General features: G+C 48.6%; 22 protein-coding genes. 18 read left to right on the top strand and 4 right to left on the bottom strand.

Annotated features, from left to right (window positions below):
* Positions 1 to 9 precede the first annotated feature (9 nt).
* Genes PPG34_RS04765 through wecB form a run of 3 tightly spaced genes read left to right on the top strand, consistent with a single transcriptional unit; the run spans position 10 to position 3,050 of the window.
* Entirely contained in the window at positions 10 to 879 is an 870-nt protein-coding gene (locus PPG34_RS04765) for a dTDP-4-dehydrorhamnose reductase family protein (protein WP_313831999.1), read from the top strand.
* Between the two features lie 36 nt (positions 880 to 915).
* Positions 916 to 1,947, top strand: coding sequence for a polysaccharide biosynthesis protein (locus PPG34_RS04760; protein WP_313831998.1), 1,032 nt, complete (start codon positions 916 to 918; stop codon positions 1,945 to 1,947).
* Between the two features lie 26 nt (positions 1,948 to 1,973).
* A complete protein-coding gene (gene wecB, locus PPG34_RS04755) occupies positions 1,974 to 3,050 on the top strand; it encodes a non-hydrolyzing UDP-N-acetylglucosamine 2-epimerase (protein WP_313831997.1) in 1,077 nt (358 codons plus the stop codon).
* An 82-nt stretch (positions 3,051 to 3,132) separates the two neighbouring features.
* Here wecB and PPG34_RS04750 read toward each other — a convergent pair whose 3' ends face one another.
* The 4 genes from PPG34_RS04750 to tmk form a co-directional block, all read right to left on the bottom strand.
* Positions 3,133 to 4,434: a nucleotide sugar dehydrogenase gene (locus PPG34_RS04750; RefSeq protein WP_313831996.1), complete on the bottom strand. Its 1,302-nt coding sequence runs from the start codon at positions 4,432 to 4,434 to the stop codon at positions 3,133 to 3,135.
* A 62-nt stretch (positions 4,435 to 4,496) separates the two neighbouring features.
* Positions 4,497 to 6,503: a methionine--tRNA ligase gene (metG, locus tag PPG34_RS04745; protein ID WP_313831995.1), complete on the bottom strand. Its 2,007-nt coding sequence runs from the start codon at positions 6,501 to 6,503 to the stop codon at positions 4,497 to 4,499.
* Positions 6,504 to 6,537: 34 nt separating this feature from the next.
* A complete protein-coding gene (gene holB / locus PPG34_RS04740; protein ID WP_313831994.1) occupies positions 6,538 to 7,554 on the bottom strand; it encodes a DNA polymerase III subunit delta' in 1,017 nt (338 codons plus the stop codon).
* 153 nt (positions 7,555 to 7,707) lie between these two features.
* The gene (gene tmk / locus PPG34_RS04735) at positions 7,708 to 8,427 is read right to left on the bottom strand and encodes a dTMP kinase (RefSeq protein ID WP_313831993.1); all 720 of its coding nucleotides are present in this window, start codon (positions 8,425 to 8,427) and stop codon (positions 7,708 to 7,710) included.
* Positions 8,428 to 8,529: 102 nt separating this feature from the next.
* Between tmk and PPG34_RS04730 the strand changes: the two genes are divergently transcribed.
* The 15 genes from PPG34_RS04730 (at position 8,530) to nuoL (ending at position 25,959) form a co-directional block, all read left to right on the top strand.
* Positions 8,530 to 9,201, top strand: a complete 672-nt coding sequence (locus tag PPG34_RS04730) for a DUF502 domain-containing protein (protein ID WP_313831992.1) — start codon at positions 8,530 to 8,532, stop codon at positions 9,199 to 9,201.
* Positions 9,202 to 9,247: 46 nt separating this feature from the next.
* Complete coding sequence (glmU, locus tag PPG34_RS04725; protein WP_313831991.1) at positions 9,248 to 10,738, top strand: bifunctional UDP-N-acetylglucosamine diphosphorylase/glucosamine-1-phosphate N-acetyltransferase GlmU; 1,491 nt, start codon at positions 9,248 to 9,250, stop codon at positions 10,736 to 10,738.
* 84 nt (positions 10,739 to 10,822) lie between these two features.
* Positions 10,823 to 12,652: a glutamine--fructose-6-phosphate transaminase (isomerizing) gene (gene glmS / locus PPG34_RS04720; protein ID WP_313831990.1), complete on the top strand. Its 1,830-nt coding sequence runs from the start codon at positions 10,823 to 10,825 to the stop codon at positions 12,650 to 12,652.
* Between the two features lie 223 nt (positions 12,653 to 12,875).
* Positions 12,876 to 14,066 carry a class I SAM-dependent methyltransferase gene (locus tag PPG34_RS04715; protein WP_313831989.1) on the top strand — a complete coding sequence of 397 codons (1,191 nt, stop codon included), beginning with the start codon at positions 12,876 to 12,878 and terminating at the stop codon, positions 14,064 to 14,066.
* A 45-nt stretch (positions 14,067 to 14,111) separates the two neighbouring features.
* Positions 14,112 to 14,483, top strand: coding sequence for an NADH-quinone oxidoreductase subunit A (locus PPG34_RS04710; protein ID WP_313831988.1), 372 nt, complete (start codon positions 14,112 to 14,114; stop codon positions 14,481 to 14,483).
* Positions 14,484 to 14,595: 112 nt separating this feature from the next.
* A complete protein-coding gene (locus PPG34_RS04705; protein WP_313831987.1) occupies positions 14,596 to 15,075 on the top strand; it encodes an NADH-quinone oxidoreductase subunit B in 480 nt (159 codons plus the stop codon).
* Positions 15,076 to 15,090: 15 nt separating this feature from the next.
* Positions 15,091 to 16,842 carry an NADH dehydrogenase (quinone) subunit D gene (gene nuoD, locus PPG34_RS04700; protein WP_313831986.1) on the top strand — a complete coding sequence of 584 codons (1,752 nt, stop codon included), beginning with the start codon at positions 15,091 to 15,093 and terminating at the stop codon, positions 16,840 to 16,842.
* Between the two features lie 82 nt (positions 16,843 to 16,924).
* Entirely contained in the window at positions 16,925 to 17,443 is a 519-nt protein-coding gene (nuoE, locus tag PPG34_RS04695) for an NADH-quinone oxidoreductase subunit NuoE (protein WP_313831985.1), read from the top strand.
* A 10-nt stretch (positions 17,444 to 17,453) separates the two neighbouring features.
* Positions 17,454 to 18,767 carry an NADH-quinone oxidoreductase subunit NuoF gene (gene nuoF / locus PPG34_RS04690; RefSeq protein ID WP_313831984.1) on the top strand — a complete coding sequence of 438 codons (1,314 nt, stop codon included), beginning with the start codon at positions 17,454 to 17,456 and terminating at the stop codon, positions 18,765 to 18,767.
* Positions 18,768 to 18,781: 14 nt separating this feature from the next.
* Complete coding sequence (nuoG, locus tag PPG34_RS04685) at positions 18,782 to 21,457, top strand: NADH-quinone oxidoreductase subunit NuoG (protein ID WP_313831983.1); 2,676 nt, start codon at positions 18,782 to 18,784, stop codon at positions 21,455 to 21,457.
* A 77-nt stretch (positions 21,458 to 21,534) separates the two neighbouring features.
* Positions 21,535 to 22,596: an NADH-quinone oxidoreductase subunit NuoH gene (nuoH, locus tag PPG34_RS04680; RefSeq protein ID WP_313831982.1), complete on the top strand. Its 1,062-nt coding sequence runs from the start codon at positions 21,535 to 21,537 to the stop codon at positions 22,594 to 22,596.
* A gap of 18 nt (positions 22,597 to 22,614) precedes the next feature.
* Positions 22,615 to 23,154: an NADH-quinone oxidoreductase subunit NuoI gene (nuoI, locus tag PPG34_RS04675; protein WP_313831981.1), complete on the top strand. Its 540-nt coding sequence runs from the start codon at positions 22,615 to 22,617 to the stop codon at positions 23,152 to 23,154.
* A gap of 81 nt (positions 23,155 to 23,235) precedes the next feature.
* Positions 23,236 to 23,754, top strand: a complete 519-nt coding sequence (locus PPG34_RS04670; RefSeq protein WP_313831980.1) for an NADH-quinone oxidoreductase subunit J — start codon at positions 23,236 to 23,238, stop codon at positions 23,752 to 23,754.
* Positions 23,754 to 24,059 (top strand): NADH-quinone oxidoreductase subunit NuoK, encoded by a 306-nt coding sequence (gene nuoK, locus PPG34_RS04665; RefSeq protein WP_313831979.1) that lies wholly within the window; start codon positions 23,754 to 23,756, stop codon positions 24,057 to 24,059. Before PPG34_RS04670 ends, nuoK begins: the two co-directional genes overlap by 1 nt.
* A gap of 4 nt (positions 24,060 to 24,063) precedes the next feature.
* A complete protein-coding gene (gene nuoL / locus PPG34_RS04660; RefSeq protein ID WP_313831978.1) occupies positions 24,064 to 25,959 on the top strand; it encodes an NADH-quinone oxidoreductase subunit L in 1,896 nt (631 codons plus the stop codon).
* Positions 25,960 to 25,975: the final 16 nt, after the last annotated feature.

Raw genomic sequence — 25,975 nt, 5'->3', positions numbered from 1 at the left:
TAATTTGAAGTGAGAATTCTGATATTAGGTGGAGCAGGAATGCTTGGACATCGTTTATGGGCAGAACTCTCCAGGCACTATGAGGTATGGGGAACTATTCGGTCCTCAGCTGAACGGTTGCCTTCAATCTCTGGAATTGACCGCAACAGAATTCGAGGAGATGTTGATGCCAATAATTTTGATGAAGTTGTTCGGGCCTTAGCAGGCGTTGAGCCCGATGTCGTGATTAACTGTATTGGTGTGGTGAAGCAGCACCCGCTTTCAAGCGATCCCTTAACGGCTTTAGAAATAAATGCCTTGTTGCCTCATCGCCTTTCCCTTATAGCCAAGGCCGCTAGTATTCGGTTAATTCATTTTAGTACGGACTGTGTTTTTTCTGGTAACAAACCCCTGCCTTATTGTGAGGATGACCAGTCGGATGCTGAAGATTTATATGGCCGCACGAAATTCTTAGGTGAGATTTCCTATGGGGATCATACCCTTACATTGCGAACTTCCATCATAGGACGAGAATTGCAAACCCAGTATGGCCTTATTGAGTGGTTTTTGCGTCAAAACAAGCCTGTGAACGGATGGCGAAATGCAATATTTAGCGGATTTACGACTAACTTCATTGCTCGAATTTTGTTGGAACATGTGTTGGCTAATCCTAAACTTGCTGGTGTCTATCATCTTTCAAGCGATGCTCTTTCAAAGTACGACCTTTTGAATTTAGTAAATAAAATATATAAACGTAGGACAAGAATTGATCCTGATGATACTGTGAATTGCAATCGTGCTTTGGATTCGACAAGATTTAGGATGGAAACTGGTTTCCATCCACCAAGTTGGCCGGAGATGATCCAAGATATGTATGATCAACCCACTTCACAGGGATGAAAATAAATTTTAAAATTCTAATTAGGTTAGAAACCAATGAATTTAGAAGACAAGCGAATATTAATCACCGGTGGCACAGGTTCTTTAGGGAAAGTCTTGGTTTCAAGAATTCTGACTGGGGAGCTTGGTAAACCGAAGAAGGTCATTGTTTTTAGCCGAGATGAAGCGAAACAACATGCGATGCGGTTAGCTTATCAACACCGAAAAGTTGCAACGGATGAAATAATTTATAGAAATTTTAATGAACTTTTAGAGTTTTGGATCGGAGATGTTCGAGATTTTCATTCAGTGGCATCTGTTTTAGGTCGCATCGATATAGTATTTAATGCTGCGGCTTTGAAGCAGGTTCCCACTTGTGAATATTTTCCATACGAAGCTGTGCGCACCAATATTCATGGCGCTGAAAATATTGTTCGAGCAATTCGTGAGCTTCAATTGTCTGTAGATACTGTGGTAGGCGTTTCTACTGATAAGGCTTGTAAACCGGTAAACGTAATGGGTATGACCAAGGCTATCCAGGAACGGATTTTTCTGAGCGCCAACTTGACGTGTCCTTCCACGAGATTTATTTGTGTGCGCTATGGAAATGTTTTAGCATCTCGTGGCTCAGTTATTCCTCTTTTTTTAGAACAAATTCGTTCTGGGGGGCCTGTTACCATTACCAGTCCTCACATGACAAGATTTCTTTTGAGTTTGGACCAAGCGGTTGATGTCATTTTTGCGGGAGTTCGAAATGGGAGTAGGGGGGAGACGTTTATTCCTCGTGTTCCCTCTGCCAGGGTGTGCGATATTGCAGCAGTACTGATGGGTGAAAGAGAAATTGAAACTAAGGTCGTTGGGATTCGTCCGGGTGAAAAAATCCATGAAATTCTAGTTTCGGAAGAAGAGTGTCACCGTACTGTGGAGAGTGGAGGGTATTATGTGATAAAACCGATCCTTCCTGAAATCAATAAAACCTCATGTGTCGAGCATTTATTGACTAACGAATATAGCTCGGAAGCAAATCCGCTCAATCTTCAAGAAACAAAAGAATTTTTACAGAAACATCAACTTTCGGTCACGGATTGAAAGGAAGAAGTTTGAGAAATTCTTCGATGAAAGTCTTGACCATTCTAGGCACTCGCCCTGAAATAATCCGGCTAAGTTTACTTATTCCCAAACTCGATAAGTTGACGAACCATACGCTATTGCATACGGGCCAGAATTATACTCCTGAACTTGATTCAATATTTTTCGAGTCTATGAAAATCCGTTCGCCGGATATCAATCTAGATGTCCGCTCGAAAAAGGTCTTTGGACAAATCGGAAGAATCCTTGAAATGGTAGAGGGCTGGATTGAAAAGATTCAACCCGATGCCTGTTTAATCTTGGGGGATACGAATAGTGGGCTCTCGGCCATTGTTGCAGAAAAAAAAGGTGTCCCGGTTTTTCATATGGAGGCCGGAAATCGTTGCCATGACTTAAGTGTTCCCGAAGAATTAAATAGAAAGATTATCGACCATTCGAGTTCTTGGTTATTACCCTATGTCGAGAGTAGTCGGATGAACCTTCTTAAGGAGGGTCTTAGCGATCAATCGATATTCGTGACGGGCAACCCCATTTACGAGGTTCTAGAGCACTATCGACCCCAAATTCAGGAAAGCCAGATATTGGAAACACTTCAGATTCAGGAAAAGGAATTCTTTTTGGTGACAGCCCATCGGCAAGAAAATGTAAATTCTCCAGAACGTCTAACGAATCTTGTCACGGGTCTCAATAAGCTGGGAGAGTTATATGGTTTTCCCGTGGTTTGGAGTCTTCACCCTCGTACTCGCTCATTGTTGGAAAAGCTTTCCTTGGAATTTCATCCCCTCGTGAAGTGTTGTGCACCATTTGATTTATTTGATTTTGTAAAGCTGGAGCAGTCTTCTTTTTGCGTTTTGACTGATAGTGGAACGGTTCAAGAAGAGTGCTGTATTTTTCAGGTTCCGGCTGTTACCCTTCGGGATACCACCGAACGCCCAGAGACTATTGCCTGTGGAAGTAATGTTCTCTCGGGGTGTTGTGTTGAAAAAATTTTAGGCGGAGTGGCATTGGTCACAAATAATGACTTCCGTTGGCAAGTGCCTCGGGAATATGTGGATCCAAATGTTTCCGATAAAGTGGTGCGATTGCTCTTTGGAAAAATTTAACTGGATAACCTTGGTTTGGATCCGGCTATGAATCCTTAAAACGCAGAATTGGGAGATGATAAGGGATTTCTGATGGAATACGCTAAAGAAGAATAACGTTCTTTGCCTCATTCTTATTATGCCGAGTTCCATTTCGTGTATCAAAGACCAGAGGGGCTTGTTTAATGATCATGTCGTAATCAAAGCAAGAATGTGCGGTAAGAATGAGGGCGCAATCACATTCGTCGAACAAGGTAGGGGTGATTTTCTTTGTGCTATATTCTACGTTCCCCAATGTTATTCGTTGAGCAAAGGGGTCGACATAGGAAAGTTTGGCTCCTTCGTCTTGTAATAATTCCATGACTTTGGTTGCTGGCGATTGTCTGGGGTCTCCAGTGTCGGCCTTATAGGTTACACCCAAGACAAGGATCGATGCTCCATTCAAACATTTCTTTCTTTGGTTTAGAATCCGTTGAAGCTTTGTCACCACGAAGTAAGGCATACCCTCGTTGATCTCCCCAGCCAACTCAATAAAACGTGTGTGCAGGTCGTATTCTTTGGATTTCCAGGCCAAGTAATAAGGATCTAATGGGATGCAATGCCCTCCGACACCCGGCCCTGGGTAAAACGGCATAAAGCCGAAATTTTTTGTGGCGGCAGCATCAATAACCTCAAACACATTAATGCCCATCCTATCGCAAAGAACAGCGAGTTCGTTCACCAAGGCAATATTGACGGAACGAAAAACGTTTTCAAATACCTTGGTCATCTCGGCAACTCGGGTTGAGGTCGTAGGGAAAATTTTGACAATGGATTGCTCATAGAATGTTTTTGCAATCTCACAACAGGCCGGGGTTACCCCTCCGACCAATTTAAAGGTATTTTGCGTTTGGAAAGTGGAATTCCCAGGGTCGACCCGCTCTGGAGAAAACGCCACATAAAGATTGATTCCAACCTTTAGTCCCTTTTTGGTCAACTTCGGCAAAATCACCTCTTCGGTAGTTCCCGGATAGGAAGTGCTCTCCAATACTACCAGCATGTTAGGGTGGGCATGCTGGGCAATGGCTTTAGTGACTTTAACAATGGCGCGAATATCTGGCTCTTTGTTTAGGGTCAAGGGAGTTGGAACACAAATGAGAACCACATCACATTTGGCGATGAGCTCAAGATCGGTGGAAGCTGAGAAACGTTTCGACCCAACGGCTTGAGCGAGATCCTTATCTGATACATCGCCGATATAACTTTTACCTTTGTTGACCTGGTCGACTTTTTGAGGGTTTTCATCAATTCCAATCACGCGATACCCAGTTTTGGTTTGGAGCACCGCCAGAGGTAGGCCAACATACCCAAGCCCCACAATTCCTATTACCGCCGAGCGGTCGGTAATTTTTTCTAATAGCGACATGCTCTTGTCCTCTGCAATAAGTTCTCTTATGGTTTTGCGTTTGGTACTAGAAATTCAGAAACCTACCTGACCTGCGTTCCAGGTTCAATGTCGTTCTCTCCAATCGTCACCAATCCCAAAACTTCTTTCCCGCCGGCTGCTAATACCATTCCTTGCGATTCCACGCCCATGAGTTTTGCAGGCTGGAGGTTTGCCACGACCACAATGGATTTGCCGATCACATCTTCGGGGGCATATTTTTTCCCAATGCCAGCGACAATCTGGCGTTGTTCGGCCCCAAGATCTACTTGGAGCTTCAGGAGCTTGTTAGACTTTGGAACTCTTTCGGCACTGAGGACCTTCGCGACCTTCAATTGAATTTTTTGGAAGTCCTCGATTGTGATTTGTGGTCCTATGTTTGGAGAAGTCGAAGTGCTTTCTGAAGAAGCAGGAATATTTGAGGTGTGCCCTGTATCTTTTGGCAATGATGGTGCTGTCGATTCAGTACTCACGGTGACTCCTTGTTTGGCAATGACTGCGGGGTCAATACGGGGGAATAAGGATGGACCTTTTTGGACTGCAGCCCCGGGTGCCGTGGCGCCCCATCTTAGGGTGGAGGCAAGGACTGGGATAGAAAAATCAATCTGAAGTCCCAATTGGCTGGACATGTCCTCGGCGGTTTTCGGCATGAAGGGGTAGACGGCCATAGAGAGATAACGTAACGTTTCCGCAGCATGATATAAGACCGTGTTTAGACGATTCCTCTTCTCAAGATCTTTCGCGAGAACCCAGGGTGCAGTTTTGTCGATGTATTGATTGCCCAATTGGACCAGTCCCCAAATCGATTCGAGGGCCCGGTTAAATTCCAACCGGTCTGGTCTGAGGTGGAGGGGAAGCTTGTCTCGGATCAGCGCTTCGGCAGTGGCTTGAAGTTCGGAATCGAAGTCGGTGGTCTCAGTAGAATCAGAAGCTGGAATCTTCCCCTCGTAAGATCGTTGAATGAGGGTCACCGTTCGACTTAACAAATTTCCGATCCCGTTCGCCAAATCACTATTCACGCGACCACAAAACGATTCAACTGAAAAATCACCATCTTGACCAAAGGGCACTTCACGTAAGACGAAGTATCGAAAAGCGTCCACGCCAAATGTATCGACCATGGCGTAGGGGTCAATGACGTTTCCACGACTTTTCGACATCTTTTCTCCTTCAACGGTCCACCAGCCATGGGCGAAAATTGTTTGAGGTAAGGGAAGGTCCAATGCCATGAGCATGGTCGACCAGTAGACGGCGTGAGTTGTCAAAATGTCCTTGCCGACGAGGTGAACTGAGGCTGGCCAAAAGCGATCCATCGCCGGGGTGGTTGGCAAGTACTCTAACCCCGACACATAATTGACTAAGGCGTCAAACCACACATAGGTCACATAGTCGTTATCAAACGGCAGTTCAATACCCCAAGACAGTCGAGACTTTGGTCGGGAAATCGACAGATCTTCGAGGGGCTTCTGCAAAAATCCCAGCACTTCATTCCGGCGAGACTCTGGTCGGATAAAATTGGGATTGGCATCAATATGTTCCAGCAGCCGTTGTTGGTATTGGCTCATCTTGAAAAAGTAATTACTTTCGCTCAGTTGTTCGACCGGACGATGGCAGTCAGGGCAAAGACCACCTTCCACATCTTTTTCAGTCCAAAACCGTTCATCAAAGGTGCAATACCAGCCGGTATACTCAGCGCGATAAATCAATTGCTGGTCGAAGAGTTGTTGTAAAAATCGTTGGACCACGGTTTGATGGGAAGCGTCAGTCGTGCGAATAAAGCCGTCATTCGAAATGTCCAGTTTCTTCCACAAATTTTGAAATTGTGGGGTGAGGCGATCGCAATGTGCTTGCGGTGATATTCCAGCTTTGGCCGCGGCCTGCTGAACTTTTTGCCCATGTTCATCGAGGCCAGCCAGGAAAAAGACATCATGGCCGCGTAGGCGGTGGTATCGTGCCAGAACATCAGCGGCAATGGTCGTATACGCATGTCCAATATGTGGAACGTCGTTTACGTAATAAATGGGTGTGGTGATGTAAAACGTGTCACTCATGGTGTGATCGAAGGCTCAACGGGAAAGGTGTGGCTCAGGCCGCATGGCGATGAATGACCTGTTGGAAGCGAATCAGAAAATTTTCGAGTACGAGTTGTGAATTGAGATTTCTGTTTGGCGCTTGCTCTAAGGAATACAGGGCATCACATAAATCGAATAACTCGTCAGGGGCGATGTCCTCAATCAGTTGTTGTATCCGAGCTCGTTGTGAGTGATGCAGCCATAACCGTTCGGGAGCCCCAATGCTGGCCAACAGGAGATCTCGCAAACCATAGGAAAGCCAGACCACCATGTCTGAGCAGGGCCCGGATTTTGAAAATTGTTCGGCTAGGTTCAAGACCTCGGTCGTGCTAGCCAAGGTGTGATCGCGGCAGAGTTCAAAAAATTGAAGATAATGTTCTCGAACCTGAGCGACCTCTGCTTGTAACGCGACCCCAATACGATTTCCCGACACCTGGGAAAGAAATTTGGCATCATCTTCCGGTGCGGCTTGCTTGAGAGCGAGTGCTCCTTGAACTTGAGAAGAGGATGCCGGAAAAAATCGAAGGGTTAGGCAGCGAGAGCGCACCGTGGCCAGTAATTTCATGGGATGACTCGTGACCAATATAAATAGGCAGTGCTCCGGTGGATCCTCAAGGGTTTTGAGAAAAGCATTAGCGGCGCTGGATGTCAGGCGGTCGGCATCATTGATGACGCAGATTTTTCGTGAACTGAACAAAGGCCGGTACATCATGTGCCGTTCGACTTCGCGAATTTGATCAATTTTTATCTGGGGATTGGCTTTATCCTCTTCCGGGCGAATCATCAAGAAATCTGGATAGCTTTCTGAGGCGATCTGCACACAGGCGCGGCATTGTCCGCAAGAATCAGACTGGCCGGTAGCCGGAGGTAATTCGCAACAGAGCGCTTGCGAAAATCGTATGGCCATGAGCTGTTTGCCCACACCATCTTCTCCAACAAAGAGATATGCATGGCCAATCGTTTCGTTGGCTAACGCTGTGCGAAGTTTTCGTTTGGGCCCTTCGTGCCCTATCACATCAGCAAAAGGCATAGCGATATTTCTCTTTCAAGATTTTTGGTGTGAACATTGAAGAAATCCCTGGTAGCTGCAGCATCTCATGCTGCCTCCCATGCATGGCAGAGGCGCCATGAGATGGCGCAGCTACAGTATTCAATGGTGTAAGGTCATCTGTAGGTTTCCCGTTCATCTAGGTGAATTTTGAAATTTGTTATTCCTTAAACGTCGTTTGAGTACCGGCTCCATCAATGTCTGAATTTGATGAGAAATGGCTGTCGCCGAACGATGAGCATTGATAATGGTAATTCGCCGGGGATATTTCCGAGCAAGCTCTAAAAATCCATTTCTTACACGAGCATGAAAGGCCAGGGCTTCCTGGTCAATTCGATTTTGATTGGGGCCTTTTCGTCGCCGAGCTAGTCCTTGTTGTACAGGAAGATCAAACAAAAACGTCATGTCGGGAGTCAACCCCTGAGTGATGAAACGGTTATACCCCTGGAGCTTGGAAATGTTCAGGCCACGGCCATACCCTTGGTATGCCAGGGTGGAGTCGGAAAAACGATCGCACAACACCACCTCACCATTCTGGAGCGCGGGTAGAAGAAGAGAGGCCACATGTTGGCTCCTGGCGGCAAATACGAGGGACGCCTCAGTCTCAGGAGTCAACGACTCTCCGGGGGTAGTTTTAGTCTGAAGAAAAAGGTCTCGAATATGTTCGGCAATCGAGGTACCTCCAGGTTCACGGGTTTCTATTACACGGAATCCGGAGTCTTTAAGAAATTGGGCTAAGACCTGGCATTGCGTGGACTTTCCGCTCCCCTCAATTCCTTCAAAAGAGATAAACAGCCCCCCATGTCGGATGGGTGATGGCTTCGATGTGCGTCCCTTCTTCACCCGGCTGTTCACGGAGGGCATCGTAATCTAAGTTGTTGAAAATCTCAAGAAAAAGGCTTGAAGCAATTTGTTCTTGCTTGTAACATGCGAGAATGGCTGTAGGTGTAGCTTTAAATGTTTAGCGTCACGATTAAACGGTATTTTTTAACCGGGTTGCTGGTCATTACCCCGATTTGGGGAACGGTCCTTGTACTGAAGACCTTGTTTGTCACGGTAGACAGCATACTAGGCAATATGCTGGCGGATATCGTGACAGAGGATTACTACGTGCCCGGGCTAGGGATCCTGACCTTAGTTCTTTTAATATTCCTCGCCGGAATGATGGCCACCAATTTTCTTGGGGGGCGTCTCGTCAAACGTTGGGAGGAGATTCTCGATCGAGTCCCGATTGTTCGTGGCATCTATGCGACACTGAAATCCATGATGGATATTCTATCCTTCAAACAACGTGAAAAATACAATAAAGTCGTGATGATTCAATTTCCCAAAGATGGCAATTATGTCTTGGCTTTTGTCACAGGGGAAACCCGAGACGAGGTCCAGAAATTGGCCCCCGAACCGCTTGTGCATGTTTATGTGCCAACCTCCCCGAATCCTACATCTGGATACTTTCTGCTGGTGCCGGAGCGGGAAGTTGAATCAGTGGATATGAGTGTGGAAGAAGCCATGAAACTGATCGTATCCGGGGGGCTCTATTCCTCCGGAAAAACCATGGGCGTGCCAACAATTGCTCCGGAAAAGGGGCACCCAGTTTCTGGTGAACGAGTGGGGGTAAAGACTGGGTAATGAGAAACCGATCTGTTTTTCACCACCTCTGGTAGCAAAATTCCAAATGAAACGAATCTCTGCCATTGTCATGGCCGCTGGCTTGGGAAAGCGAATGCGGTCTAAGAAAGCCAAAGTCTTACACCCTGTGGCCGGGCGGCCCATGGTGTGGTATATGGCCTCCTTGGCGCGACAGGTGTCCGATGGGAGTGTCGTGGTGGTTGTGGGTCATCAAGGCGATCAGGTGAAAGCCTACCTTGAACAAGAGAAAAAAACTCTCGATCCTCTGGATATTGCCTTCCAATCGAAGCAATTGGGCACTGGCCATGCGGTCCAACAGGCGAAATCGGTGCTCATGCCCAAAGGGAAATCGGCGGCGGAGTTATGTCTGATCCTCAATGGGGATACGCCTTTGTTAACCAAGGCGACCGTAGAACGGCTTCTTGCCCATCATCGGGATACCCAAGCCGTTGTGACCATTCTCACCACAGAGTTGACCGATCCTCAAGGCTATGGGCGGGTGATGCGCCGAGCCGAGGGGCTAGTGGTCAAAGTTGTTGAAGATAAAGATGCCTCACCGGAAGAAAGGACTAACCAAGAAGTCAATGTTGGGACCTATGTAGTCAGTACCGATTTTTTGTTTAAGGCTCTAGAGAAATTGAAGCCCAACAATGCCCAAGGAGAGTACTATCTTACGGATATCATTGGTATAGCAGTGTCCCAAGGGCTCCGCGTGAGTGGAATGAAAACCATGGATTCGGCTGAATGCTTTGGGGTGAATAGCCGGGAACATTTGTCGTTTGTGGAGCAGGTCATGCGTCAGCGGATTCGTTCGCAATTGTTGGAGGCTGGGGTGACCATGATTGATCCCAACACGACCCTCATCGATGACAATGTTGAAATTGGTCAAGACACAGTGTTGTATCCAGGTGTGACGATCGAAGGTAACAGCAAAATTGGATGTGAATCGGTGATTCGTTCCCATTCGCGCGTCTCGAATAGTGTGATTGGAGACAGGGTCATTATTGAGGACAGTTCAATTCTTGAGGGCGCCCTGGTGGAACAAGGGGCGACCATTGGTCCGTTTGCACGGCTTCGGCCAGGGGCCACCGTTCGGAGTAAAGCCAAGGTTGGGAATTTTGTTGAATTAAAAAATGTAGAATTGGGTGAGGGATCAAAAGCCAATCATCTTTCATATTTAGGTGATGCCACCATTGGAAAAAATGTCAACATTGGAGCCGGGACGATTACCTGCAACTATGATGGATACAAAAAGGAGCGAACAGTCATTGAAGATGGGGTATTTATTGGGAGTGATTCCAGTTTAGTTGCCCCGGTAACCATTGGGAAGGGTGCCGTTGTGGGGGCAGGAGCGACCGTGACCAAAGATGTTCCCGCTGAGGCGTTGGCCCTCTCACGGTCTGAGCAAGTGAATCGTGAGGGATGGGCGGCCCGCCGTCGTGCCATGTATGCAACAGACAAAGCAAGTGTTACTAAAAAAACGTCATCACCATCCCCTAAGCGAACTTCCAAGCCTCCCACAAAGAAGACTCAATAAAAACCACCTGTGATTGGTGGCAGTTGCTTTAGATTTTTGATGAATCTTCCGAAATATGCAGTGAACTTGGACACTTAAACTATTATGTGTGGAATTATCGGATATATTGGAGATCAAAACGCCACGTCTGTGCTGGTTGATGGACTAAAGCGGCTGGAATATCGGGGTTATGATTCCGCGGGAATCGCCGTGTTGCGGCATGGGCAAATCGAAGTCCGGCGAAGTGTTGGGAAACTAATCAACCTTGAAAAGTCCTTGGAGAAAGAACACCTCATTGGGAATGTGGGTATTGGCCATACCCGATGGGCCACTCACGGAAAACCCTCTGAGCAAAATGCACACCCTCATCGTTCTGGCAATGTGGTCATTGTCCATAACGGCATCATTGAAAATTATTTGACCCTTCGGCAACGGTTGCAGGCAGAGGGGTACCATTTTGAATCCGAAACCGATACCGAGGTAATTGCCCACTTCCTAGCCTTCCATATGAAAGACGGTCGTTCCTTGCAGCATGCTTTCCGATCTACCATTCGAGAGCTCCACGGCAGTTATGCGATAGCAGGATTATGCATGACCGAGCCAGAAACCCTTGTGGCTGCCAGATCGGGATGTCCCTTGGTCATTGGAACAGGTGAAAAAGCATCCTATCTGGCCTCTGATGTTACCCCATTACTGACCCACACAAGGGAAGTCATTTATTTGGAAGATGGTGATATTGGCGTACTTACGCCTTTAGGCGTGGAAATTACTGGAGCCGAAGGCCGTCTCGCCAATCGAGAAACCGTGTTGGTCAATTGGAATGCCGATGCAGCAGAAAAAGGGGGCTATCCCCACTTCATGCTCAAGGAAATCCATGAACAGCCCCAAGTCATTCTAGATACACTGAGCGGTCGATTTAGCTATGATTCCGGGGAGGCAGATTTGCCAGATTTATCCATGACTTCCGAAGAACTGTACAACGCCAAGCGGATTTGGATCGTGGCCTGCGGAACATCATGGCATGCGGGGCTCGTGGGAAAATATTTATTCGAAGAGCTCATTCGTAAACCCGTTCAGGTGGACATTGGCTCCGAGTTTCGCTACCGAGAACCGATGGTGCAGGAAGGCGATTTATTCATCGCCATCTCACAGTCTGGCGAAACGGCCGATACCTTGGCGGCAGCCCGGGAAGCCAAACGATTAGGGGCCCGAGTGTTGTCCATCGTGAATGTTGTGGGTAGTACCTTGGCTCGTGAGTCCAATGGAGTGATTTACACCCGATGTGGTCCTGAAATTAGCGTGGCCTCAACCAAGGCCTTCACAGGGCAAGTTATTGCCTTATACCTTTTGGCCTTGCATATTGGACGAGTGCGGCAAGTATTGAGTATGGACGATGGGCGATGGTGGTTGGACCAATTCATGACGCTGCCCGCTCAAGTCGAACATGTCATCAAAAGAGAAGCGGAAATTCTTTCCATGGCGAAACGGTTCTACCAACACCGCAATTTTCTCTATTTGGGTCGAGGTATTAATTATCCTATCGCACTGGAAGGCGCGTTAAAACTTAAGGAAATTTCTTATATTCATGCCGAAGGGTATGCGGCGGGTGAAATGAAGCATGGCCCGATTGCATTGATTGATGAGGAGATGCCGGTGGTCGTCTTGGCCCCGCGTGACCGGTTATATGATAAAACCGTCAATAATCTGATGGAAGTCAAAGCCCGTAGCGCCCCAGTCATTGCCTTTGTCAGTGAAGGTGAACGGGAACTTGGGGCGTTAGCCGATTTCGTCTTTACGATTCCGAGTGCCCATGCCTTGCTGTCGCCTATCCCGTTTACCGTGGCTCTTCAGTTGTTGGCTTACCACATTGCCGTCTTGCGCGACATCGATGTCGACAAACCACGCAATCTTGCCAAAAGCGTTACAGTCGAGTAGTTCGCTTTTTCAGTCCTCTCATTAATCTGAGTTCTGCAAAGTTTTCCGAAAATTGGGATTCTGTGATGGCCATTTTCTCTCACATTTCTGCTAGTTTACCTTCCTATATCCCTTGACTAACCCTTAGGGTGGAAGCTAAGGTATGCTTCCTTTGGCCTATTGGGCCTAGATGTCTTGGGTCCTATGGGGTTTTTTGTGTCAAGACTCTTAGTTTTTGGGATATATGGCAACACCATTATCACAAAAGATTGCATCTCATATTCGTGAAATTGGTCATCCGATCACCTTTGCCAATTTTATGGAAATGGCCTTATACGATAGCGAATATGGGTATTACACGACTGGCAGTAGTCCAGGGCAAAGTGGACGCCCCGGATTCCCTATTGGCATGGCGGGCGGAGATTTTTACACCGCGCCCTGTGTCTCTCCTCTTTTAGCACAAATCCTGGTTCGGCAATTACAAGAAATCGACGGTCGGCTTGGGCACCCCTCGGATTTCACTCTGCTCGAAATGGGGCCGGGTGAGGGGCGGTTAATCAAGGATATCCTCGACGAAATCAAGAAGGTCGATTCTGATCTGTATGCCAGGCTGTCCATTATCCTTATCGAGCGAAGCCCCTTTCTGCAAACCGTTCAAAAGCAGGCAGTGGAAGGCCATTCTCATATCAACAAAAAAGTGACATGGGTATCACACCTGAATAACCTCAAGGATGAATCCCTGGTCGGGGTCTTCTTATCAAATGAATTGGTCGATGCCTTTCCGGTTCACCGAGTTCGAATGGAGCCCGAAGGTTTGAAGGAAATCTATGTTGATCTTGTCGATGGTCAATTTGTCGAGTACCTCGACGAGCCATCGACGGATGACTTGTTGAAGGTGCTCAAAGCTTGCGAGTCGACATTGCCGGTGGGAATGACTACCGAAATCAATGTGAATGCGGTGGAATGGATGCAGGAAGTAGTGCGGGTGTTACACGCCGGAGTTGTCTTGACCATCGATTATGGACATACCAGCCAAGACTATTTTTCTCCTCAGCGGAACGAAGGCACTCTCATGTGTTATTACCGGCATACGGTGACCACCAATCCGTATGAACGGATAGGTGAACAAGACATGACGGCCCATGTGAATTTTTCCAACCTGGCACAGGTAGGAGAAAAAACCGGGCTGACGCTGACTGGCTTCACGAACCTGATCCATTTCCTCATGAGTCTTGGCATTGATGAAATAATTTCAGGGTATGACCAAGAATCCCCGGAGGTGAAGGGGGCCATTGAGTTGTTGCGCCCTCAGGGAATGGGAACGACCTTTAAGGTGCTTATCCAACATAAAGGCGTGGAGATCTCCACCCTTCAGGCTCTTCGGCATCGGCCATTTTTTGATGGGGTGTTAATCCCCGTGGGATGCGGGACGTAGGGTTTCGATTTTTCTGGAATAACTAACAGCCAGGGACAACGACTCATGGGTTCTGAAGCCGTACCATTAAATTATATTCCGATTGCCATTTTTGCCATGATTGGGCTGGCCTTTGGTCTTGTCTCCCTGGTGGTAGGGTGGTTGGTCAGACCGAGTCATCCTTACCGCGCCAAGTTACTCCCGTATGAAAGCGGAAGCCCCCTGTTTTCCGATGCGCGGATTCAATTTCCCATGAGGTATTACATTATCGCGATGCTGTTCGTCATTTTTGATATTGAAATTGTTTTCATGTTCCCGTGGGCGGTGGTCTTTAAGAAGCTTGGGCTGTTGGGCTTGATTGAAATGGGATTGTTTATCGCCATTCTTGTCGTCGGCTTTTGGTATGCCTGGAAGAAAGGTGCCTTGGAATGGGACTAATTACGTATCTCGTATTTCGTGACGCGTATTTCGTACAAAGACGAAATGCGAATGGAAGAATAAAAATTCCCCAAAACGAGGTGCGAGCGACGAGATACGAAGGACAAAAATAATGAGTGTTCTTGAACGACAGTTTGAAGCGAATGTGGTCACGACCACTTTGGATGCATTGACCAATTGGGCGAGAAAATCGGCGTTGTGGCCTATGACGTTTGGATTAGCCTGTTGTGCCATTGAGATGATTGCGTCGGTGTCTTCTCGATATGACATCGATCGATTTGGCGCTGGGGTGTTTCGTGCCTCACCGCGCCAATCCGATGTCATGATTGTAGCTGGAACCGTCTGCCGGAAAATGGCGCCGGTGATTCGACGGATTTATGACCAAATGGCTGAACCTCGCTATGTAATTTCCATGGGGTCCTGTGCGACATCGGGGAATCACTACAATAGTTATAGCGTGGTGCAGGGCGTGGATCAGATAGTGCCGGTCGATGTGTACATTGCAGGCTGTCCTCCACGGCCAGAAGCCTTAATCGATGGGCTCATCAAACTCCAAGAGAAGATTCAGCAACAAAAAGTATTTGTGAAATAATCAATCACAAAATTTATGCATCGCGTACTCGAAACATTACAAGCCAAATTTCCCTCTGCGGTTTTGTCTGTGAGTGAAGACAAAAAACGAGGAGATTTGTCCGCCAAAGTACGGGCGAAGGATATCCTTGAAGTCGCGCGATTTCTCCATGACGATCCCGGAATGGCCTTTGACCATATTACAGATATTTGTTCTGCCGATTATCCCGACGATTCTGAGCGCTTCGAGGTGATTTATCATTTCTTGTCGTTGCCCCATCGCACCCGAATTCGACTGAAAGCGCGAGTGACGGAAGATGACCCCGTCATTGGCACCGTAACGCCTGTGTGGAAAGGCGCGGATTTCCTTGAACGTGAAGTCTATGATCTCATGGGTATTCGTTTCGAGGGACACCCCGATCTTCGTCGCATTCTGTTGCCTGAGGATTATGATGAGGGCCACCCACTACGAAAAGACTTTCCGGCGGAGGGTAAGGGGTGGCGGAGCCGTTTTGAATTTTTGCCTCGCTTGGATGAGCCGGAGAGTGAATGGTCTGAAGGTGATATTCCAGATGATCAACGGCATATGTTCATGGCGGGAGATGCTCCAGGAAGTTCCAAACGTAAAACCGAAATGTTGTTAAATATGGGCCCTCAACATCCGAGTACGCATGGCGTGTTGCGAGTGGTGCTGGAACTTGATGGCGAGCGTGTGTCCAAGGCTATCCCTGATATGGGATATCTGCACCGTGGTGTGGAAAAGTTAGCCGAAGGTTTGCATTACATGCAGGTCATTCCCCATACCGATCGGCTGGATTATACCTGTGCCATGACCAATAACTACGCCTACGTGCGGGCTGTAGAGAAATTGGTGGGCGTGACGATTCCTGAACGGGCGGAATATGTGCGAACGATAGTCGCGGAAATGCAACGCATCATTGGCCATTTGTTTTGGTTAGGCACGCAAGCGTTGGATATCGGCGCAATGACGGTGTTCTTTTGGACATTTCGCGAGCGGGAAGTTTTATTGGACATGTTCGAGAAACTCTGTGGCGCCCGGTTGACCTTGAATTATTTTCGAATCGGTGGGGTCGATAGTGATTTGACTCCAGAACTCATCGACTCGCTAAAAGGATTTTTAAAAACTTTTCCGGAGCATATGAAAGAATATGATATTCTTCTTCAAAACAATCGTATTTGGTTATCTCGCACCAAAGGCGTGGCCGTCATTTCAGGAGAAGATGCGATAAATTTTGGGCTTACGGGACCATCCCTTCGTGGTTCAGGGGTTGCCTACGACGTTCGAAAGCTTGAGCCCTATGGTGTGTATGATCGAGTCGAGTGGGATGTGCCGGTGGGCAAGGACGGTGATACCTATGACCGGTATTGGATTCGGGTAGAGGAAATGCGGCAAAGTGCGCGAATCATTGAGCAATGTTTGGAGCAAATGCCTGAAGGCCCGATTATCGCGGACCTTCCGAAAGTGATTCCGCCGCCAAAGCCGAAAGTCATGCGTGACATGGAAAGCCTGATTCACCATTTCATTATTTTTACCCAGGGATTCAAGCCACCCAAAGGAGAAACCTATTGCGCCACTGAAGTTCCAAAAGGAGAGCTAGGATTTTTTCTCATTAGTGATGGCGGGCCGAGACCCTATCGACTGAAAATCCGCTCGCCGTCGTTTGTGCATATGGGGGCGTTTGATTTCATGGCGCGGGGGTATTTAATTTCTGACATTATTACGATTTTTGGAACCTACGATATTGTCATGGGGGAATGCGATCGGTAGAAAATTGTGTCTCGTTGCTCGGGGCTTGTTTCTCGTAAAAACACGAGCGACCAGTAACTAGCGACGAGCGACGGGTGAAAGAATGTTGCTGGAAAAACACAAAGACTACATTGATGACCTTCTTGGGCGGTATCCGATCAAGCGTTCCGCCTTGTTGCCGTTGCTGAACCTTGCTCAGAAGGAAGAGGGGTACGTGAGTCAATCGGCCATGAGGGAAATCGCGAAGATATTAGATCTGACTCCTCCTCAGGTGTTTGAGACCGCCACGTTTTACACGATGCTGAATCTCAAACCCATTGGAAAGTTTCACATTCAAGTATGTCGGTCGCTCATGTGCGCCTTGGTTCGAGCGGATAATTTAATCGAATGGTTGCAACAACATTTAGGTATTTCCGTGGGCCAAACCACCCCAGATAAAATGTTCACGCTGAGTGCCGTGGAATGCCTTGGCTCATGCGGGACAGGCCCGATGATGCAAGTTAATGATGATTATTACGAACGATTGACGGAAGAAAAAGTCGGTAAGATTTTGGACGACTTAAAACAGACGGGGGACTGTCCGCTCAAAACCGGACCGTTTATGGTGCCTGAACCGGGATGACCGAAACATTATGAAACCCTTTGAAAAAATTCTCACGAAAAATATGAGCAATCCGGCCTATACCGGCTCGCTTCAAGATTACGAAGCCGCGGGAGGGTATCAGGCTTTCAAGAAGGTGTTAGCCGGCGTCCCTCAAAACGATATTGTGGAGATGGTTAAGAAGTCGGGCCTTCGTGGTCGCGGCGGGGCAGGATTTCCCACGGGGGTGAAATGGAGTTTTCTTCCCAAAGGTCATCCTGGGCCAAAATACTTGTGCTGTAATGCAGACGAAAGTGAGCCAGGCACATTTAAAGATCGGCAACTGATGGAGCGCGATCCGCACCAAGTATTAGAGGGGATGGCCATTACTTGTTACGCCATCGGTGCCGAAACGGGGTACATCTATATCCGCGGGGAATTTCGCTTTGGTGCCAAAGTGTTGGAGAAGGCCATCGAAGAGGCCAAGCAGGCTGGTCATTTAGGTTCGAACATTTATGGCAGTGGCGTGACGATTAATCTTTATGTACATGCTGGAGCCGGGGCGTATATTTGCGGTGAGGAAACAGCCCTGCTCGAATCGTTAGAAGGCAAGCGCGGCAAGCCTCGGGTTAAACCACCTTTCCCTGCCACGCATGGACTCTATCAAAAGCCGACTGTGGTCAATAATGTGGAAACCTTGGCGAACATCCCTCATATCGTGAATCATGGGCCTGAATGGTTTGCGTCCATTGGTGTGCCTCCCAAAAGTACGGGGACCCGAGTTTTTTGTTTGAGCGGGCATGTAAAGAATCCAGGGAATTATGAACTCCCGGTGGATGCCACATTTCGGGATTTAATCATGGACCTAGGCGGGGGCATGCGATCGGACAAGCCGATGAAATCCTTTATTCCTGGAGGGGCCTCGGCGCCGTTCTTGACACCGGACCACATTGATGTGCAGATGGATTTCGAATCCGTAGCTATGGCCGGATCCATGTCAGGGTCCGGAGGCGTGACCGTGATGGAGGAAGGAACCAGCATGGTGTGGGCCGCGTTGCGACTCATGGAATTTTTCTACCATGAATCCTGCGGCAAGTGTACGCCTTGCAGAGAGGGGAGTTCGTGGATCGTCCAAATTCTTCAAAGAATTCAGAATAAACAAGGTCGGCCGAGTGATCTCGATACCCTCACGGAAATTTGTTCGAACATCGGCGGGCGAACGGTATGCGCGTTTGGTGATGCGGAAATTGCTCCCGTACAGAGCACGTTGAAATACTGGCGAGATGAATATGAAACTCTCATTGCCGAGGCGGAAGTGATTCGGGCGACAAGAAAAGAGAGAGAAATTCCAGTCCTCAGCTTATAGGCGTTTGGAAATTTATGGCGACGACTCCAATCCAAAAAATGGTCACCATCACCGTGGATGGGATTTCTGCAAAAGTGCCTGAGGGTACTCTGGTGATTGAGGCGGCTCGTCAGGTCGGTGTGATGATCCCGCACTTCTGTTATCACCCGAAGCTCGAGCCCGATGCCAATTGTCGGATGTGCCTCGTCGAAATCGAAAAAACTCCAAAACTTCAGACGTCCTGTAGTACGCGAGTGGCCGATGGCATGGTGGTGCGTTCCTCCGTCCCTCATGTGGAGACCGCTCGAAAGTCTGTCCTCGAACTGTTACTCGGTAACCACCCGCTGGACTGCCCGGTGTGCGATCAAGGCGGACGGTGCGATTTGCAAGACTTCTCCCATGAATACACACCCACCATGAGTCGTTTCACGGAGCTGAAGCGGGTGTTCCCCAAGGAATATCTGAGCCCGGTTATTGAAACCCAAATGAATCGGTGCGTGTCCTGTATGCGGTGCGTGCGGTATTGTGATGAAGTGATGGATGCCAAGGCGTTGGCGCCTGTGGGACGTGGGACCTTGACGAAAATCTCTCATTGGGCTGGAAACGAACTCGAATGTGATTTCTGTGGCGGATGCATTCAGATTTGTCCCGTGGGGGCCATCACCAGTCGATTGTCGATGTATGATTTCCGTCCCTGGATGCTCAAACGGTCGGAGACCATCTGTAATTTTTGTGGTGATGGTTGCCAAATGACCGTGCAGCGAAAAAATCAAGATCTCATTGAAGTGAATTCCACATTGGGAGCGGGCCGTAACGATGGCGATCTCTGTGCGAAGGGATATTTTGGGTACCATGCGAACGTCCATCCCGACCGGTTGAAAAGTCCGCTCATACGACAAGCAGATGGATCTTTCGCCACTGTCACATGGGAAGAAGCCCTCGATTGTGCTGCCGAAGGATTGACTCGGGTGAAGACTATGCATGGGGCCGATGCAATCGGCGGACTCATCACGGCCCGGTGTACGAATGAAGAGTTATATGCCTTTCAGAAATTCATGCGTGGCGTGATCGGCACCAATCATATCGATAGCAGTGCTCGGTATGGCTATATCAATGGCGTCAAAGCCCTTCAGCGAATTCAAGGGACGCATCGATGGGCCATCACCTTTGAGGATATCGTCAATGCCGATACGGTGTTGTTAGTTGGCACGAGTATCACCGAGTCTAATCCCATTACCGGGTTGAAAGTGAAGCAGGCCATCAAGCGTCACGGCGCCAAACTGATTACACTGGAAACTGCCGTCCCCGCGTTTTCAACCATTAGCAATATTACGACATTGGCGACTCATCATTTGACAGTGCTCCCGGGGCATTTTGATGCCGCGGTACTTGGATTGATTAAATCGCTTGCTGAGCAGAATTTGATTAATGAACGGGTATCCGGAAAGGCTCCGGAGTTTTGCCGGACGGTGATTGCCGAAGTTGAAAAGATTTCCTGGCAAGAAATAGAGCAAGCAACGGGGTTGGGTGCGGATCATTTTCATGCGGCGTCTCAAACCTTGAGTCAAGCGGAACGCTTGGTGGTGCTAGCCGGGCAGGGCGTGCTTCGTTCCCTTGGCGGAGAAGGCATTGTGACGAACCTGTTGGACCTCTTGATTCTGACAGGCCATCATGGCGATCAAGGATCCGGCTTGGGAGTGCTGGCGGAAGAAAACAATGAGCAGGGTGCTCTTGAAATGGGTGTGGTGGCAGATTATTTCCCTGGTCCTTCACGGGTGGGTAATGACTCGGCCAAAACCGCATTGGCAAAGATTTGGGGTTTGAGTCTGCCGGCGACCCCCGGGGCGACTATGATGGAAATGTTTGACCAAGCGAGGCAGGGAAGTCTCAAAGCGATGTTTATCGTTGGCGAAAATCCAGTTGAATCCTTGCCTTCTGATGCCAGGATATCTGAAGCCCTTGATTCTCTAGAGTTCCTGGTCTGCCAAGAACTGTACATGACCGAGACGGCGAAAAGGGCTCACGTGATCTTTCCGGCCTCTTCGGCTGTGGAAAAAGATGGGACGTTTACGAATAGCGAAGGTCATGTGCAACCGGTACGCAATTCCATTGAGCCCCTTGGTGAAAGCCTGCCGGACTGGGAAATTTTTTCGGCGCTATCCGTGGTGATGGATACACCCATGGAATATGCCGAGGTCAAGGAAATTTTTAAGGAGATTCGAGGAATCATTCCTCAATATGCTTTATTAGGACCATCGTCAAAGCCCCATCGTGTGAATTCGGATGTCGTGGACCATTACCTTCGCCAAGGGTTTCAGGAAGATGTCCACCTTCGATATGCGCGCCCTCAGAAGGCTTTGACCGGCGAAGGGATAATGACCTTGGTGCTCGGGCAATCGATGTATCATTCAGGAAAATTCAGCACACGATCCAAAGGGCTCCTCGAAATCCAGGAGACTGGAATGCTCAGTTTGAATCCGATGGATGCAAATCGGATTGGTGTAGAGGATGGGGCTCGTGTGTGCCTATCAAATGAGCAGGGAGAGGTGACGGTTTCGGTGAAGCTGGTTGATCGGATTCCGGTAGGCGTGGCATGGTTTCCTGAACATTTCGATCAAGAAATTCGTCGGCTCTTTCACCTGACCATTGATGAACGCAATCATGTGCCATGCTGGAAGACCACAGAAGTGCATGTTGCACGGGTGAGCTAGATTTCATTCATTCGCATCGAAGACTGACATGTTGCTGAGACATACATTGAGGACAAGCTTATTGAAGGAGAAGACCCGTGAATGAAGTCGCTATAAGATTGGCGCTCACGTTGTCGCAAATCGGTGTAGTCATGGGCCTGGTGTTATTGACTGTGGCCGTACTCACCCTATTGGAGCGCAAGGTGCTCAGTTGGATGCAAGACCGCATGGGGCCCATGGAAGTTGGGCCTTATGGCATTTTGCAGCCGGTAGCTGATGGGCTCAAACTCTTTTTCAAGGAAGATATCATCCCAGCGGGTGCCAACAAGATCATGTTTAGCATGGCTCCGGTCTTAGTGCTGGTACCAGCGCTGATTGGATTCGCGGTGATTCCTTTTGGTCCTAATTGGACCGTGGAATTCTTTGGAGTTGAATTTAAGCCTTTTGTGATAAGCGATATTAATATTGGGGTATTGTATATCCTAGCCTTTGCCTCAATCGGGGCTTACGGAATTATTTTAGGTGGATGGGCATCAAACAGTAAATATTCTTTGTTAGGTGGGTTGCGATCCGCGGCACAATTAATCAGTTATGAATTAAATGTGGGTCTGTCCATCGTTGGCGTGTTGTTGTTGGCAGGCAGTCTGAGTTTAGTGCAAATCACGGAATCCCAGGCTGGCGGGTTTTGGCATTGGTATGCATTTGCACCATTGCCCTTTCCGCAAATCATCGCCTTTGTGGTGTTTTTGATTTCGTCCATTGCTGAAACAAACCGAGTGCCGTTCGATTTGCCCGAAGCCGAAAGTGAACTCGTAGCTGGCTTCTTTACTGAATACAGCGGCATGCGGTTTGCTTTCTTCTTTCTGGCGGAATACGCCAATATGATTCTCGTGTCCTGTATGGCCACGGTGCTTTTCTTCGGAGGGTGGCATGCCCCGTTTTCGTTTTTACAGGCTCCCGGCGATTATGCCTGGATTACGGGAATTTTCTGGTTTGCCGCAAAAGTATATTTTTTCCTGTTTTTCTTTTTCTGGATTCGCGCCACGTTGCCGCGACTACGTTATGACCAACTGATGCGGTTTGGATGGAAAGTGCTCTTGCCGATTGCCTTGGGCAATATCGTCATCACGTCCATCATGGCATACATTTTCCCGAACTAAGGATAAGGCCGAAACTCGATGAAAATTAAAGAGTGGCTCAAAACGCTGATTTTTTACGAAATCCTGATTGGAATGAAGCAGACCATGCAGCATTTACTCAGGTATCGGCCAATCACGTTGGAATACCCGCATATCAAGAAGCCGCTACCGAGTAATTACCGTGGCATGTTGGCGTTGCTGAAGTACGATGATGACACGGAGAAATGTGTGGGGTGTGATTTGTGCGAGGCGGCCTGCCCTTCTCGAGTCATTCGTGTGGTGAGCGCGGAAGTGCCGGGGGAACCCACGAAGCGCTTTGCCAAAGAATACTATATGGACATGACCCGGTGCCTATTTTGCGGGATGTGTGTCCAAGCTTGCCCAGTTGATGCGTTGGGGATGACCCAGGAATATGAATGGGCGGTGTATGACAAACGAAACTTGCAACTGAATAAAGAACAGCTGTTAGCCATTGGGGACCGAGCCTTCCCCGTCAAAGAAAAACGCTTGGAATTTCAGCATCCGAACGTTGCGTACTTCAACGTCTCGTTCAAAGATATTCCCGAGAAAGAATTCTAATTAACTTCTCCCGTATTTCCTTTTGCTGGGCCAAGTGCATCGGAGGGAACTGAAGGGGGATCGGTGTAAAAGGACGATTCGTTGGGAACGGTAATTTTTTTCTATTTTGCCGGAGTGATTGTGTTGACGGCGTCGTTGGTCGTAGCGCTCCGGAATCCCATTTATAGTGCCCTCTCCCTCCTGGTCATGTTTTTTCATGTGGCCGGTTTGTATGTCACCCTGCATGCGGAATTTCTCGCGGCAATCCAAATCATTGTCTATGCCGGAGCGATATTGGTGCTGTATCTTTTTGTCGTGATGCTTTTGAATGTCAAGCGCGATGAGCAATTCAATAAGCAGGGGACCGTGGCAATGTTCCTGGGCTTGGTCTTGTTGACGGAAGCCGTATTGCTGGGAATGAGCCAAGGATTTTCCGTGGCGACACCGACGACCGGAGTCTCTGGTGAAGCAGGGGCATCGGTGGGCAACACCGAATCCATCGGTGAGATTTTATATTCTACCTATCTCTTTCCATTTGAAATCGCGTCCCTGATTTTGTTGGTGGCCATGGTTGGAGCCATCATCCTAACGAAAAAAGGAATTATGGAGCCCAAGGCCTAATGAACGTTCCGGTGGAATTTTATCTGGCCCTAAGTGGCGTGGTGTTTCTGATTGGACTCGTGGGCGTACTCGTTCGTCGGAATATCATTATCATTCTCTTGTCGATTGAGCTGATGCTTAATGCCACCAATATCAACTTCGTGGCCTTTTCTTCGTATTTAGGAAACCTCGCGGGGCAAGTCTTTGTCTTTTTTGCGCTGACTGTGGCTGCCGCAGAAGTCGCTGTCGGTCTCGCCATTATCATTGCGCTGTATCGGCACCATGAGAGTATCAATGTCGATGATTTCAGTTTGTTGAAATGGTAAGTTGATGCTCTACGCACTCATTCCACTCCTTCCACTCTTGGCGTTTATCATCATTGGGTTGTTCGGTCATCAACTGAAGGATCGAGCACATCTGATTGCGGTTCCGGCAGTGTGGCTGTCGTTCCTGTTGTCCTTGATGGCTTTTTCAGAAGTAGCTAGTGGCCATGTGTTGGAAATTCCACTCTATACCTGGGCATCTTCAGGTGACCTGACCATTCAAATCGGATTGTACGTTGATCAGCTCAGCGCGGCGATGCTTATGCTCGTGACCATCGTGAGTGGACTCGTCCATATCTATACAATGGGGTACATGCATGGTGAGCCAGGGTACGCCCGGTTTTTCGGTAATATCGCGCTGTTTACCTTTTCGATGCTCATGCTGGTGATGTCCGATAACTTCCTTCAGTTGTTTGTGTTTTGGGAAGCGGTCGGGCTGTGTTCCTATTTACTTATCGGTCACTGGTATGAACGGCCTTCGGCGCGGGCTGCCGCCACCAAAGCCTTCCTGGTAAATCGTGTCGGCGATTTCGGATTCATGCTTGGCATTTTGTTGGTGTTTGTCATATTTGGCACGCTTCAATATCAGCCGGTGTTGACAGGGGCCGCGTCTCAGGCTGAGGCGACGATTGATTTAATGGGGGCCCTTGGTGGCGGCTGGGAAGTGTCGGCCATGACATTGATCTGTTTGCTCCTGTTTGTCGGAGCTGTGGGGAAGTCCGCACAAGTGCCGTTACACGTCTGGTTGCCCGATGCCATGGAAGGGCCTACGCCGATTTCCGCGCTCATTCATGCGGCGACTATGGTGACGGCTGGGGTGTTCATGGTGGCCAGGCTGGCGCCGCTTTACAACCTATCTCCCGTGGCGATGGATGTGGTGGCTGTGGTCGGAGGCCTCACCATGATCGTCGGGGCGACGATTGCGTTAACGCAAACGGATATAAAACGGGTCGTGGCCTATTCCACATTGAGCCAACTCGGCTACATGATGATGGCCTGTGGCCTAGGCGGATATGTTGCAGGCATTTATCACTTGCTGACACATGGCGCATTCAAGGCTCTGTTGTTCTTGGGTTGTGGGTCAGTGATTTTGGCAGTGCATCATGAGCAGGATATGCGTCACATGGGTGGCCTCAAGGACAAACTGCCCGTCACGTATTGGACGTTTATGATCGGGTCCTTGGCTTTAGCAGGGTTTCCCCTCACCGCAGGATTTTTTAGCAAGGACGAGTTGCTCTTGTCGGCGTGGAATGCTGGTTCACTGGGTCAAGTGCTCACCGTATTGGGAGTGATCACTGCCGGGATGACGGCGTTTTATAGCTTCCGTTTAGTCTTTGTCACGTTCTGGGGAGAATCGCGTGTGGACCCGGCTCATGCGAGCCATATTCATGAACCCAGCAAGGTCGTCACCGTACCCTTGTTGGTGTTGGCGGTGTTGAGCATTGTCACTGGATACATTGGCATCCCAGAGTTTCTTCAACATGCTTTCCCCGGAAGCGAGGGCGAGGGGCATCATGGACCAGCGGCCATGGGCATCATGGTTATGGCGACACTCGCGGGGCTGACTGGTATTGGAATGGCATATCTCTTCTATGTGAAATCGCCAGACATTCCGGATCGGCTGATGACTCAATGGCAAACTCTGTATCAAGCTTCACTCAATAAATGGTACGTGGATGAGGGCTATGACAAAGTGTTTGTGAACCCCACGTTTAAAATCGCGGACCAAATGTGGAAGAAGGTTGATATCGCCATCATCGATAACGCGGTGAATGGTGTGGCGCGTGGGTTTGCCTGGTGGGGATGGATGGCACGATTCATTCAAACGGGTGAGACGCAAAACTATGCGTTGGGTATGACCGTGGGTGCAGTGCTGATCCTCACGGCCTACGTGTTCTTCTAGATTTCCATTTGAAGAT

The sequence above is a fragment of the Candidatus Nitronereus thalassa genome, from assembly GCF_032191465.1.
GTDB classification, from domain to species: Bacteria; Nitrospirota; Nitrospiria; order Nitrospirales; family UBA8639; genus Nitronereus; species Nitronereus thalassa.
This window is presented reverse-complemented; position numbering and strand designations above follow the sequence as displayed.

Bases quoted from the DNA above. Each gene is read 5' to 3' on its own strand.
- PPG34_RS04760 (WP_313831998.1), top strand. From the start codon at position 916: ATGAATTTAGAAGACAAGCGAATATTAATCACCGGTGGCACAGGTTCT.
- wecB (WP_313831997.1), top strand. From the start codon at position 1,974: ATGAAAGTCTTGACCATTCTAGGCACTCGCCCTGAAATAATCCGGCTA.
- PPG34_RS04750 (WP_313831996.1), bottom strand. From the start codon at position 4,434: ATGTCGCTATTAGAAAAAATTACCGACCGCTCGGCGGTAATAGGAATT.
- metG (WP_313831995.1), bottom strand. From the start codon at position 6,503: ATGAGTGACACGTTTTACATCACCACACCCATTTATTACGTAAACGAC.
- holB (WP_313831994.1), bottom strand. From the start codon at position 7,554: ATGCCTTTTGCTGATGTGATAGGGCACGAAGGGCCCAAACGAAAACTT.
- PPG34_RS04730 (WP_313831992.1), top strand. From the start codon at position 8,530: ATGTTTAGCGTCACGATTAAACGGTATTTTTTAACCGGGTTGCTGGTC.
- glmU (WP_313831991.1), top strand. From the start codon at position 9,248: ATGAAACGAATCTCTGCCATTGTCATGGCCGCTGGCTTGGGAAAGCGA.
- glmS (WP_313831990.1), top strand. From the start codon at position 10,823: ATGTGTGGAATTATCGGATATATTGGAGATCAAAACGCCACGTCTGTG.
- PPG34_RS04715 (WP_313831989.1), top strand. From the start codon at position 12,876: ATGGCAACACCATTATCACAAAAGATTGCATCTCATATTCGTGAAATT.
- PPG34_RS04710 (WP_313831988.1), top strand. From the start codon at position 14,112: ATGGGTTCTGAAGCCGTACCATTAAATTATATTCCGATTGCCATTTTT.
- PPG34_RS04705 (WP_313831987.1), top strand. From the start codon at position 14,596: ATGAGTGTTCTTGAACGACAGTTTGAAGCGAATGTGGTCACGACCACT.
- nuoD (WP_313831986.1), top strand. From the start codon at position 15,091: ATGCATCGCGTACTCGAAACATTACAAGCCAAATTTCCCTCTGCGGTT.
- nuoE (WP_313831985.1), top strand. From the start codon at position 16,925: ATGTTGCTGGAAAAACACAAAGACTACATTGATGACCTTCTTGGGCGG.
- nuoF (WP_313831984.1), top strand. From the start codon at position 17,454: ATGAAACCCTTTGAAAAAATTCTCACGAAAAATATGAGCAATCCGGCC.
- nuoG (WP_313831983.1), top strand. From the start codon at position 18,782: ATGGCGACGACTCCAATCCAAAAAATGGTCACCATCACCGTGGATGGG.
- nuoI (WP_313831981.1), top strand. From the start codon at position 22,615: ATGAAAATTAAAGAGTGGCTCAAAACGCTGATTTTTTACGAAATCCTG.
- nuoK (WP_313831979.1), top strand. From the start codon at position 23,754: ATGAACGTTCCGGTGGAATTTTATCTGGCCCTAAGTGGCGTGGTGTTT.
- nuoL (WP_313831978.1), top strand. From the start codon at position 24,064: ATGCTCTACGCACTCATTCCACTCCTTCCACTCTTGGCGTTTATCATC.